The following is a 12,037-nucleotide window of genomic DNA, read 5'->3' on the forward strand; positions in this document are numbered from 1 at the left end:
TCCGGCGAGCTTGATGCCCTGAGGATCAGGCGTTCATCAGGGCCTCGACCTGCTCGGGCAGCAACAAGCCCTCACTGACAGCGATGTCCATGACACTCTGCCCCGAGACAAGGGCCCTGTGGGCGACCTCGGCCGCGACTGCGTAACCCAAGACCGGCAGCAGCGCCGTGGCCTGCGCCGTAGACGCCCGTGCCCTGGAACGAAGCAACGCCTCGTTGGCTTCGATGCCGGTCACGCATAGCTCGCGTAGGACGTCGCAGCCGTTGGTCAGCCAACTCAGCGACTGCAGCAACGCGTGGGCGATGACTGGCTCGAACGCGTTCAGCTGAAGCTGTCCGTTGTCAGCGGCCATGGTCACAGTGACGTCGGCGCCGGCGACGAAGAACGCGATCTGATTGATGACCTCGGGGATGACAGGGTTGACCTTGCCGGGCATGATTGAGGAGCCTGCTTGCCGCGGGGGCAGATGAATCTCGCCGAGCCCTGTCTGGGGTCCGCTTGAGAGCAGGCGCAGGTCGCTGCAGATCTTGGAGAGCTTTATTGCGGTGCGTTTAAGCGCCCCGGAGAACGTCATGAACGCCCCGGTATCCCAGGTTGCTTCGACAAAATCGTGGGCACGGGTCAACCGGACCCCGCTTACCGCTGAGAGTCTATCGATGACGAGCTCCACATACCGTGGATCCGCGGTGATGCCGGTACCGATCGCTGTGGCGCCCAAACTGCACTCCTGCAGCAGCGCTGCTGCCTCGCGCAGGCGACGCTGGTCCTCCTCGAGCGTGACGGCGAATGCAGTGAACTCCTGCCCAAGCGTCATAGGCACAGCATCCTGCAACTGCGTGCGGCCGACCTTCGGGATGGCCGCAAACGCCTGGCCCCGCTGGGCGAACGCCGCTGACAGCAGGGCCAGACGCTCCAGGAGGTCCTCCAAAGCGAATACCAGCGCCAAGCGCACTGCAGTCGGGTAAACATCATTGGTGGACTGGCATTTGTTGACGTGCCCGATCGGGTCGATCACTCCATATGCCCCACGAGGATGCCCCAATGACTGCAACGCCAGGTTGGCGATGACTTCATTGGCGTTCATGTTCGTCGAGGTTCCGGCCCCGCCCTGGATGACGTCCACGGGGAAAGCGTCGTCGACCTCGCCGGCAGCGACCGTGTCGCAGGCCAACGCGATGGCTTGGCCAATATCGGCTGGGATCAAGCCCAGCTCGGCGTTGGTCAGGGCTGCGGCCTTCTTCACATACGCCAGGGCGCGGATGAGGTGCCGGTGGGTTCCCAACTGAATGCCGCTGATCGGGAAATTAAGGATGGCCCGTTCAGTGTGTATGCCCCACAGGGCGGATTTGGGGACGGCCAAGGAGCCCAGGCTGTCCTGTTCGATTCTGACCCCTGCGCTCATGAAGCGATCGCAATGACTTTGGGTTGGGTCATTTCCTCATAGGCGAAGTGGACGCCTTCCCGGCCCATGCTGCCGTACTTGGAACCGCCGAACGGCATCGCATCATGCCGGTAGTCGGAAGAATCGTTGATCATCACACCGCCTGCGTCGATCGCCTTGGCCGTGGCCAGGGCTCGGCCCAGATCCTTGGTGAATACCCCGGCCTGCAGCGCGTACTCGCTGTCGTTGGCCAGCTCGATGGCCTCTTCGGCCGAGTCGAACGGTTCGATAAGGACAACCGGTGCGAACAGTTCCTCGCTCCAGGCTTCGCACGTGTGGGGCACTCCGGTGAGCACAGCGGGGGTGAGGACCGGCCCGTTCAGGGTGCCGCCCGTCAGCAGTTGCGCCCCGGCGGATACGGCCTCATCGATCTTTCGTTTCGCTTCGGCGGCGGAGTCGTGGCTGATCATCGGCCCGACATCGGTGTGTTCGTTGCGAGGGTCGCCGGTTTTCAGGGCGGCAGTTTGGGTGACGAAGGCATGCAGGAAGGTGTCGAAGACTGCCCGCTGGACAAGGATACGCTGGGCGCCAATGCAGTTCTGGCCGGCTGCCCAGAAGGAACCGGACACACTGGCCTCCACGGCGGCCGGAATGTCGGCGTCATCGAAGACGATGACGGGCGCGTTACCGCCAAGTTCCATGGACAGGCGCTTGAGTCCTGCGTCAGCAGCGATGGCCCGGCCGGTGGCGAATCCTCCGGTGAAGGAGACCATGCGAACCAGTTTGGAGGAAATGATGGTTTGCGCGACCGTGCGGTCACCCAGGACAACAGTGACGAAGTCCGACGGCAGGCCAGCCTCGCGCAGCAGGTCCACGAGGAGGGTGGCCGTCAAAGGTGTCAGCTGGGAAGGCTTGAGAATGACAGAGTTGCCACCGGCGATCGCCGGTCCGAGCTTGTGTGCCACCAGGTTCAACGCGTCGTTGTAGGGCGTGATAGCTGCGATGAGTCCAAGTGGTTCACGGGTGAACCATCCCTGGCGGTTCTCCGAACCAGCGAACGAGTCGAACGGAACGACTTCGCCGACGTTCCGGCGGGTTTCCGCCGCCGAAAGTTTGAGCGTGTTCACCGCGCGGGAGACTTCCTTGCGGGCCTGCTTGATGGTCTTTCCGGCCTCGGCGACGATCAGTTCGGCGACCTTCTGCGACCGCTGCTGCAATAGCTCCGCAGCGGCATCCAAAATCCTGCCACGCTCATGGCGCGGCATGGCAGCAGCTGCCGGAACGGAGGCAGCAGCGCGGATGAGCTCCACACGCACATCCGCCTCGGTGCACTGGGACAGGGTGGCCAGAACGGTACCGTCAAACTTGTTGCGCACCACCAGATCGTTGATCGTGGCTTCGCTCTTGGTCTCGGCGATGGCTGTTTCAGGCACGGACGGCTCCTTTGACGAATTCGTCGACGGCAATGATGTCGGAAATGAGGGCGTAGGCGGTTTCCACGCGTCCGGCTCCCGGGCCGGACACAGTCACAGCACCGAGCAGGTCGGTGGTGAACGACACGGCGTTGGTGGCACCGGAAATGCCAGCCAACGGGTGATCGGCCGGGAGGGCTATGGGCTGGACGGTAGCGACGATGCGACCGTCTTCCTCGCGGCGGGCTTCGCCGATCAGCTTCCAACGGAAGCCGCTGGCCAAGGCTTGGGCGACGTCATCACTCTTGATGTCTTGGATGCCGGTGGTTTCCACGTCGTTGGGGCGGATGTTTGCGCCGAGCAGTTCGTTGGCCAGGATGGCGACCTTCAACCGGACGTCGGAGCCTCCGATGTCTGCGGTGGGATCTGCTTCGGCGTATCCACGATCCTGGGCTTCGGAGATGGCTTCATCCAGGCGCAGACCGGATTCCATCCGGCCGAGGACGTAGTTGCTGGTTCCGTTCAGGATCCCTTGAACGGCGTTCAGTTCCAGGCCTCCGAGCATCTTGTGCGCCAAGCGGATGACGGGCGTTCCGCTCATGACAGCGCCCTCGTACTCGAAGCGGACGCCGTTGTTTGCGGCAAGTTTGCTCAGCTCCTGGCCGTGCAAGGCCACGGGACCCTTGTTGGTGGTCACGACATGCTTGCCAGACTCGACGGCCCACTTCACGTGCGAAACGGCAGGTTCCCCGTCAATGGGGCTGGTGAAGGTGGCTTCGACGACGATGTCGGCCGGGCTGTTCTTGATGACATCTTCGTTGCGGGGATCCGGGCTTCCGCCGGGGAGGCCCTCAAAGGAGGAACCTCGAGGCATGGCGAGGACGGAGGCCAGATCGATGCCATCGCCCTGGACTAGCGAGCCGAAGGAAAGGTCGGTGATGGCTACGACGCGGAGCTCGAACCCGAGGGAAGCGAATCGCTGGGGTTCGTCGCGGATCAGTTCGGCCAAGGCGCGGTTCACGCCTCCGAAACCAATCAGGGCCAGGTTGTAAGTCGTCACAGTGATCTCCTTGATGGGGCGGTAATGCTGTCCTTTAAGCCTCGGCCCCGGGAGCGTCAGTTCCCTAGAAGCGAAACGCTCGTCGGGCATGACGAAACGGCCAAAGGAGCTGGCAGTTCGGTCCCATCGGTCAGACGTCCAGAGCACCGACCCCTTCACGCAAAAAAGCACAACACGGCCTTCACCGTTCAGTGAGAAGCCGCGTTGTGCTTTGGATTTGCCGGGCTGGTTACCAGCCGCGTTCTGCGAGGCGGTGGGGCTGCGGGATGTCGTCGACGTTGATGCCGACCATGGCTTCGCCGAGGCCGCGGGAGACCTTGGCGATGACATCGGGATCGTCGTGGAAGGTAGTGGCCTTCACGACGGCGGCGGCGCGCTCTGCCGGGTTGCCGGACTTGAAGATGCCGGAACCAACGAATACGCCGTCGGCGCCGAGCTGCATCATCATCGCAGCATCAGCCGGGGTCGCGATGCCGCCGGCGGTGAACAGGACCACGGGGAGCTTGCCGGTGGCGGCAACTTCCTTGACCAGTTCGTACGGGGCCTGCAATTCCTTGGCCGCGACGTACAGCTCGTCCTCGGGAAGAGCGGCGAGCTTGGCGATCTCGGCACGGATCTTGCGCATGTGCCCGGTGGCGTTGGAAACGTCACCGGTACCGGCCTCGCCCTTGGACCGGATCATGGCCGCGCCCTCGTTGATGCGGCGCAGGGCCTCACCGAGGTTGGTGGCACCACAGACGAAGGGGACGGTGAAGTTCCACTTGTCGATGTGGTTGACGTAGTCGGCCGGGGTCAGGACCTCGGACTCGTCGATGTAGTCAACACCGAGGGACTGCAGGACCTGGGCTTCGACGAAGTGGCCGATGCGGGCCTTGGCCATCACCGGGATGGACACGGCAGCGATGATCGCATCGATCATGTCCGGATCGGACATGCGGGACACGCCGCCCTGGGCGCGGATATCGGCCGGGACACGCTCAAGCGCCATGACAGCCACGGCACCGGCGTCCTCGGCGATGCGGGCCTGCTCGACGTTAACGACGTCCATGATGACGCCGCCCTTGAGCATCTCCGCCATGCCACGCTTAACGCGGCTGGAGCCCGTTTGGGCGGTGGCGGGTGAGGGCGTGAAGGGTGATGTACTCATTGCTGTTCCTTTGGCTCTTCGGTGGTGCTGTCGGTCTTCAGACGCGCCAAGATGGTGAATTCGTGGGTTTCGATGATTTTGCGGGTCCGTGATTGTTCGTCAAAGATCCAGAGGAGGCCGTGTTTGGATGAGACGTCGGTGACGGGGCCGGCATGGCATACGGCTCCGTCCCGCAAGGCCCGGATGAGCATTCCCGGGTCAAGGTCTGCGAGCTTGGCAGGCGGGATGAAACCATCGTCCCGGTGGACTGCCAAGGCGGACGGCGGGAGGGGCGGGCCCGGAAACTGTGATCTCATGTCAGTCCTTATGAGCTTTTCTGCCGGGCCTGGTGGTCGGCGTCGCTGCCCTTCACTTCCGTGCCGTACGCGGGTTGGGCATCGGAGTCCGGCGGAAGTGGGTTCGGGTGACGGCGCCCGCCGCGTTGGGCTGCCGCGCCTGCGAAGACCACCAGCAGGATGCCCACGAGTTGGAGGATCGAGGGGGATTGCGCCAACACGATCATGCCGAGCAGCAGGCCGATAGCCGGTTCCAATGCCAGGAGGGTGCCGAAAGCTGTGTGGGTCATGCGGCGTAGGGCCCGCATTTCCAGAATGTAAGGCAGGACCGGTATCAGCACCGCCAGGCCGGCGGCTACGGCTACGATTTCCCACGTCATGTGTCCGAAAGCCTGCGGCACTCCGAACGGCGCCACGACCACGGCTGCGATGGGGATGGTCAGGGCCAGAGCCCCAATTCCGCTGAACCGATCGCCGACTTTTTGGGTCAACAGGACATAGGCGGCCCAGCCGATGGCGCCCATGACAGCAAAGCCGACACCGAGCAGGTCAACCTGGCCTGCCCAGGGTTCGGTGAGCAGGACGACACCTGCCAGTGCTGTTGCCGGCAGTAACAACGAACGCACTCCGCGGCCCCGAAGGGCGGCAACACTGAGAGGGCCGAGGAATTCGATGGCGACCGCGGTTCCCAGGGGAAGGCGTTCCATGGCTGCGAGGAACGTCACTGACATGACGCCGGTGGCGATGCCGAGGCCGAGGACGGCCGGAGCATCACGAAGGCGCAGGGACCTGAGTGGTGGACGGGCCAGCAGGAGCAGGATGAGTGCGCCCATGCTCAGTCGCAGCCAAGCCGTTCCGATGGGACCCAGGGTAGGCATCAATCCTGCTGACAGGGCGGAGCCGAGCTGGATGGAAAACATGGCCGCTATGGTCAGGGCCCAGGGTGGAATCGGGCCGTTGGTTGTTGTGGTCATTGCTGGTTCCCCTCGGTCGGGCAGCCACTTCGTGCACGCCACCTTGGAGGCTGGATCACGTCAGGGTGGTTTTGGTGATGAGATGGTCGGTAATGGTGATGTCGGGGCCGAGCCCGCTGAGGTGTGTTGCGAGTTCCTCGGCGGCTGCCTGCAGGGCGTCGGTGGTCATCGGGTCAAGGGCGTCCAGAATGAACAACGCCGTGGTGGTCTCGTCTTGTAGTTGCGTCCGCCGGCCCTGTCGCCAGTTCCAGCGTCTGCAGGTGACACCTTCGTCATCGCACCAGATGACTTCGCCGGGCTCGGGGTGTTCGATGACTGTCTCTCCGTTGGATGCAGTATCGAAAGGTTCCTCGCCTGTGGCGCGGATTAGTCGGGGCGGGCCGCTGTATTTGGAGAGGTCTTCGCCGCCGAGCGGGATTTGGTGAAGCACCGAAATGGCGTTGTAGATGTCGGTCAGCCGGTTCACCCGGGGCAGCCCGGTGACGGCTCGGCGCAGGAGGGCCTCGAGGCTGTTCCGTGTCCGGTTCGGTTTGGCACCGAAGCCCTGGTAAGCCGCACGCCACGCGGCTACGTGGGGGAGGGATTCGACCTTTTGTTCCTGAAGCGCCTGACGCGCAGAGGCTTCGGCTTTCTGCAGCAGCGCCTCGCTGGCATCGTTGCTTGCTCCCGGTACGAGACCATCGACGGCCAGCAGTATGGCCCGGTAGTCGGGGCGCAGTTCAAAGATGGCAGGGTCGATGGTGCTGGCCTTGACGAGTTTCTGAAGCTGGGCAGTCTCAGACATCGGTAGGCTCCCTGAGTGGGGCGAAATATGCGGTATCCATAAAGGCATCATACTGCACTTATAGTGCACAGCGGAAGATGGATGTCAGTTTTGCCTCAACTTGCTGCCCGCGGTCCGCACGGCTGCAGTGATCCGTTCCAGGCGCGGTGAGGTCAGAGACCAGCACTGCCAATAGAGTGCGACGTCGTGGGCCGCGGCGCCCGGAAGAGCCACAAGTCCATCACGGAGCCTGCCTTGCTGAAGCTGCTGTTCCGGTATCATGCCCCACCCCAAGCCGGCGCGGGCCGCCTCGAGAAACCCCTCGGAGGAAGGAATAGTGTGCGTTGGCGGGAAGCGTTCGACACCTTGGGAGCGGAGGAGATGATGCTGCATGTCATCATTGGTGCTGAACTGAAGCATCGGCATTTCCGGCCAGTTGATTCCGTCAGTGGTTTCGTAGCATTCGCGTAGCCCAGGTGAGGCGGCTGGGATGTAGCGCATGACTCCCAGCGGCTCGGCCCGGCATCCACCGACCGGCTTGGGCTCGGTGGTGACGGCCCCAAGAACATCCCCTTGTCGGAGTAGGCGGCTGCTGTGGTCTTGATCCTCGATATGCAAGTCCAGCTCTGTGTCGGTCCATGTCGCGGCTTCGTGCAGGACCGGGATGAACCACGTGGCCAGTGAATCGGCGTTGACGGCAATTGAGGCGGTGGCGCGTCCGGCGGGGCCCTGCCCCAGGGACTGGAGGGCGTCTGCTTCAAGCGCCTGGATTTGTCGGGCTGTCCGCAGCAGTATGGCCCCTGCCTCTGTAGGGCTGCTTGGCAGGCTGCGGCGCACCAAAATCTGCCCTGCAGAGGTCTCCAGGGCTTTGATCCTTTGGCTAACAGCTGACGGGGTGATGCCCAGAAGGGTTGCTGCGCCGTCAAAGGATCCCGTCGCAACGATGGCGCTCAGTGCCTTCAAATGTTCGAAGTTCATGGTGTAAACGTAGGGTACCTTGGGACTTTTTTGGCCCACCATGGTGCGGACCGTCTCGAACGATCAGTCCACACCATGGTCGGCGTGATGGTGGTTGTACCAGCTTGCAGTTACCGATATTCTCTGCGGCTTCCTCCACGGGGCTCAGAGAACCTTGCTGAGGAAGCCTTTCGTGCGCTCATGCTGGGGAGTGGCGATGACTTCGCGGGGGTTGCCCGACTCGATGACAACGCCTCCGTCCATGAAGGTGAGCGTGTCACCGACTTCCCGGGCAAAGCCGATTTCGTGGGTGACCACAATCATGGTCATGCCGGATTTCGCGAGGTCTTTCATGACGTCCAGTACGTCTCCCACCAGTTCGGGATCGAGAGAGGAGGTTGGCTCATCGAAGAGCATGAGTTCGGGCTCCATTGCGAGGGCCCGGGCGATGGCAACGCGCTGTTGTTGGCCGCCGGAAAGCTGTGCCGGATAGTAACTCGCCCGATGAGCCAGGCCCACGCGGTCCAGGAGTTCCTGGGCCCGGCGCTTCGCCGGCACCCTGTCCTGGCCTTTCACCTGCACCGGAGCTTCAATGATGTTCTCCAAAACAGTCTTGTGCCCGAACAGGTTGAATCTTTGGAACACCATGCCGATGTTCCGGCGTTGGCGCGCGATGTCTTTGAGGTGCAACTCGTGGAGCTTTCCATCCTTCTCCTTGTAGCCAATGAGTTCGTCATTGACCCGGATGCGACCGGCGCTGATGGTCTCCAGATGGTTGATGCACCGTAGAAGGGTAGATTTACCGGACCCTGACGGGCCGATTAGAACAGCAACTTCTCCCTGTTTGACGGTCATATCTATGCCGTTGAGAACGTGGTGGTCACCGAAGTACTTATGAACTCCCTCGATCTTGACCAGATCGTTCTTGACTGACGCATCGGACGCGGGGCGGGATAAGGAATGGGCAGAAGCGCTCATCGGCCGTTCTCCTCTGTGGTCGGGGTGGTCGGTGCCGGGTCAGCAGTTGCCCGTGCCGCCTGCAGTGCTGCGGGGTTGACTGTAACGCGCGCCGCGGTATCGATGCCTTTTCCATAGTGCTTTTCGATGAAATGCTGGCCAACCATCAAAATGCTGGTGACCGCCAGGTACCAAAATGCCGCGACAATGAGCAAGGGAATGGGGAGGTAGCTGCGGTTGGCCAGCGTGTTGGTGACAAAGGTGAGGTCGAGGGTGAATGGCACTGCCAGAACCAGCGAGGTGGTCTTGAGCATCCCGATGGTTTCGTTGCCGGTGGGTGGGACTATGATGCGCATCGCCTGGGGAAGGACGATCCTCCACATGATCTTGGTGCCTCGCATGCCCAGGGCTTCTGCGGCTTCGATCTGTCCTTTGTCCACCGATTTCAGGCCGGCGCGGAAAATCTCCGCCAGATAAGCCGATTCGTTCAGTGCGAGTCCTAGGACGGCGGCCCAAAAGGCGTTGAGCAGGTCTTGGGTGGTCAGGCTCAGAAGTTCCGGACCGAACGGCACTCCGAGTGTGATCTTGGGGTAGAGGACGGCGACCAGGCCCCAAAAGATCAGCTGGGTGTAGACGGGGGTGCCGCGGAAGAACCAGACCCAGAACCAGCTGGACCAGCGGAAGATGGGATTGTCCGACTGGCGCATGAAGGCGAGCAACACCGCCAAGGTGACGGCGATGGCCATCGATAGAACGGTGAGCAGGAGTGTCCAGCCGACACCGCGGACAACACTTTCGTCCAGGACGTACAGGGCGAACGTCTCCCAGTGGAAGTTGGGGTTGGTGGCAAGACTTTGAACCCCAAGAACTGCAAGGACGAGGATGACCGCGGCGCCCACCCACCGGCCGGGGTGCCGGACGGGCACTGCCTTAATAAGCTCCGGCGCGGCCTTGTTCACAGATGTTTCCTGATGGTCAGCGGTGATACTCATGATGTGACGGTCGGGTTGACTTCAGGGTTCGTGATCGCGCCGTCAGCGTTGTTCCACGAATCCAGGATGGTTTTGTAGGTGCCATCGGAGATCAGTTTGGCCACGGCCTTCTGGATCAGTTCAGCCAAGGCCTGGTCGTTCTTTGGGACCGCGATGCCGACCGGGGAGGTGTTGTAAACCTCGCCGGCCTTTTCCACGGCGCCGTTGGTTTGCTGGATGGCGTACCCAATGAGAGTGGATTCGGCGATCATGGCGTCGATGCTGCCGTTGACCAGACGTGTGGTGACGTCTGTCTGATTCTTGAGCGTGACAACGTTGATTGGCTGCTTGCCTGCTTTGATGCATTCATCGTTGCGGTTCTTGAGATCAGGATCTTCCTGCGTGGTGCCGGTCTGGACGCCGACGGATTTACCGCAAACATCGTCGGGTGAGAACTTCTTCGGGTTGCCTTTTTGGACGGCCCAGGTGGTGCCGGCGCTGAGGTAGCTGACGAAGTTCACAGCCTTCAGGCGCTCGGTGGTGATGCTGAAGGAGCTGATCCCCAGATCGTATTTGGGGCCCAGGGCGGGGAGGATGCCGGTGAATTCTGCTGTCTGAATGTCGACTTTCAGGTCCAGGGTCGCGCCGATCGCCTTGGCGAGGTCAACACCGTAGCCCATCGGCGTCCGGTTGTCTGCGCCGCCGAGGAATTCGGCGGGGGCGTAGGTGGTGTCGGAACCAATGACCAAGGTGCCCTTGGACTTGATGGCGGCCGGCACCTGGGACGCCAACGTTTCGTCGGCTTTGATGCTGGCGGGATCGAAGCTGGTAGTGGGCGAGCCTGCCTGGGTCGAGCCGTTCCCCGCCGATCCTGATGCATTGGTGCACGCCGAGAGTGCCAGAACGCAGGTGGTCAAAAGTGTTGCACCCTTGACCAAGGCTCCTGTACGGCGGCGGGCGGTGCCCTTGAGAGCTGATATGCGCTGTTCCTGGTGGACCGGCTGGCCCGATGATGTGATCGTTGATTTCGACATGCTGTCTCCTGATGCTGTGTGCCGATGCGGGCGAAAGACGGGAACCGCTCCGGGATGGACCATCCCCGCATCACTGCAGGGTTTGTCGTGGGAGCGATGGGGATGTTCTGTGTATCTCGGTTGGGAGGCCAGGTCTGGCCGTGTAGCTACCATGAGAGGGATCAAGCAGGAAAGGATCTACTCTTTGCTGAATCTCCCTGTCGCCTCCGCCTCATGCGGCGTGCGGGCGATGGGGTCAATGGTATGGATCACAAAACTAAAGACCAACGGTGCATGTTGAAATCGACAGTTAAGGTTTGCCTTACGGTTAACCCCATTGCGGTTCGCGACTTTGCCTTGGAAGGGGATTGTCCGAATTTGTGGGGTACAGGTCGTTTAGGACGGTTCCGCCGACGGTGTCCACGCTCGAGGATGGAAGTGTGACTCAAGCCGAAACCAAGGAGGAATTCATGAACGAATCGATTGCCGGTGTCACGGTCCCCGATACGGCGCTGGTCCGCGAGGCAACTGCTCTGGTTATGGATGCAGCGGACGAGGCCGTCTACCACCATTCCCGGAGGGTCTATTTTTGGGGGATGCTTCAATCGGCAGCACGGGGATGGGGCGTCGATCCCGAACTTGCCTATGTTGGCGGGCTCTTCCATGACCTGGGGCTGACAACGAAGTACCGGACCAACGATCAGCGATTCGAAGTGGACGGCGCCGACCTTGCACACGACTTCCTTCGGGAACATGGCCGGACCGAGCAGGAGGCCCGCAACGTCTGGTTGGGCATCGCCCTGCACACTACCCCGGGGATCCCCGTACATCTGGCACCAGAAGTGGCTGTGGTGACACTTGGCGTCGAAACGGACGTGCTGGGACTGGACCTGGACCGTATCGACCTTCAGCAGCGTGAGCAGGTGTTGGCAGCGCATCCCCGTCCGGACTTCAAGCGCAAGATCCTCCAAGCGTTCTACGATGGCATGCGTGACCGGCCGGAGACTACGTTCGGAACAATGAACGACGACGTGCTTGCCCACTTTGATCCCACCTTCACGCGAGAGAATTTCGTCGACATCATTCAAAAAAACGACTGGCCGGAATAGTGACCCGTTGACGCCGTC

At 61.9% G+C, this 12,037-nt stretch carries 12 protein-coding genes; 1 reads left to right on the forward strand and 11 read right to left on the reverse strand.

The window, feature by feature from the left end:
• Nucleotides 1–25 precede the first annotated feature (25 nt).
• The 11 genes from CGK93_RS10315 to CGK93_RS10365 all read right to left on the reverse strand — a co-directional run bounded on the left by CGK93_RS10315 (nt 26) and on the right by CGK93_RS10365 (nt 10,931).
• Nucleotides 26–1,402, reverse strand: a complete 1,377-nt coding sequence (locus tag CGK93_RS10315) for an aspartate ammonia-lyase (RefSeq protein ID WP_089594743.1) — start codon at nt 1,400–1,402, stop codon at nt 26–28.
• A complete protein-coding gene (locus CGK93_RS10320) occupies nt 1,399–2,814 on the reverse strand; it encodes an aldehyde dehydrogenase family protein (RefSeq protein WP_089594744.1) in 1,416 nt (471 codons plus the stop codon). Before CGK93_RS10320 ends, CGK93_RS10315 begins: the two co-directional genes overlap by 4 nt.
• On the reverse strand, nt 2,807–3,853 hold the full coding sequence (locus tag CGK93_RS10325) for a homoserine dehydrogenase (protein ID WP_089594745.1): 1,047 nt from the start codon (nt 3,851–3,853) through the stop codon (nt 2,807–2,809). The genes CGK93_RS10320 and CGK93_RS10325 overlap by 8 nt, the downstream gene beginning before the upstream one ends.
• A gap of 229 nt (nt 3,854–4,082) precedes the next feature.
• Complete coding sequence (pdxS, locus tag CGK93_RS10330) at nt 4,083–5,000, reverse strand: pyridoxal 5'-phosphate synthase lyase subunit PdxS (RefSeq protein ID WP_089594746.1); 918 nt, start codon at nt 4,998–5,000, stop codon at nt 4,083–4,085.
• Nucleotides 4,997–5,296 (reverse strand): hypothetical protein, encoded by a 300-nt coding sequence (locus CGK93_RS10335; protein WP_089594747.1) that lies wholly within the window; start codon nt 5,294–5,296, stop codon nt 4,997–4,999. The genes pdxS and CGK93_RS10335 overlap by 4 nt, the downstream gene beginning before the upstream one ends.
• Before the next feature lie 8 nt (nt 5,297–5,304).
• Complete coding sequence (locus tag CGK93_RS10340; protein WP_232481604.1) at nt 5,305–6,249, reverse strand: EamA family transporter; 945 nt, start codon at nt 6,247–6,249, stop codon at nt 5,305–5,307.
• 55 nt (nt 6,250–6,304) lie between these two features.
• Nucleotides 6,305–7,033: a B3/B4 domain-containing protein gene (locus CGK93_RS10345; protein WP_089594748.1), complete on the reverse strand. Its 729-nt coding sequence runs from the start codon at nt 7,031–7,033 to the stop codon at nt 6,305–6,307.
• A gap of 84 nt (nt 7,034–7,117) precedes the next feature.
• Entirely contained in the window at nt 7,118–7,990 is an 873-nt protein-coding gene (locus tag CGK93_RS10350) for a LysR family transcriptional regulator ArgP (RefSeq protein WP_089597359.1), read from the reverse strand.
• 144 nt (nt 7,991–8,134) lie between these two features.
• The gene (locus CGK93_RS10355) at nt 8,135–8,947 is read right to left on the reverse strand and encodes an amino acid ABC transporter ATP-binding protein (protein WP_089594749.1); all 813 of its coding nucleotides are present in this window, start codon (nt 8,945–8,947) and stop codon (nt 8,135–8,137) included.
• Nucleotides 8,944–9,918 carry an amino acid ABC transporter permease gene (locus tag CGK93_RS10360; RefSeq protein ID WP_089594750.1) on the reverse strand — a complete coding sequence of 325 codons (975 nt, stop codon included), beginning with the start codon at nt 9,916–9,918 and terminating at the stop codon, nt 8,944–8,946. Before CGK93_RS10360 ends, CGK93_RS10355 begins: the two co-directional genes overlap by 4 nt.
• A complete protein-coding gene (locus CGK93_RS10365; RefSeq protein ID WP_089594751.1) occupies nt 9,915–10,931 on the reverse strand; it encodes an ABC transporter substrate-binding protein in 1,017 nt (338 codons plus the stop codon). The genes CGK93_RS10360 and CGK93_RS10365 overlap by 4 nt, the downstream gene beginning before the upstream one ends.
• A 449-nt stretch (nt 10,932–11,380) precedes the next feature.
• On the opposite strand from CGK93_RS10365, the gene CGK93_RS10370 reads away from it, so the two are divergent.
• Nucleotides 11,381–12,019, forward strand: coding sequence for an HD domain-containing protein (locus CGK93_RS10370; RefSeq protein WP_089597362.1), 639 nt, complete (start codon nt 11,381–11,383; stop codon nt 12,017–12,019).
• Nucleotides 12,020–12,037: the final 18 nt, after the last annotated feature.

The organism is Arthrobacter sp. YN (assembly GCF_002224285.1).
Taxonomy (GTDB): Bacteria; Actinomycetota; Actinomycetes; order Actinomycetales; family Micrococcaceae; genus Arthrobacter.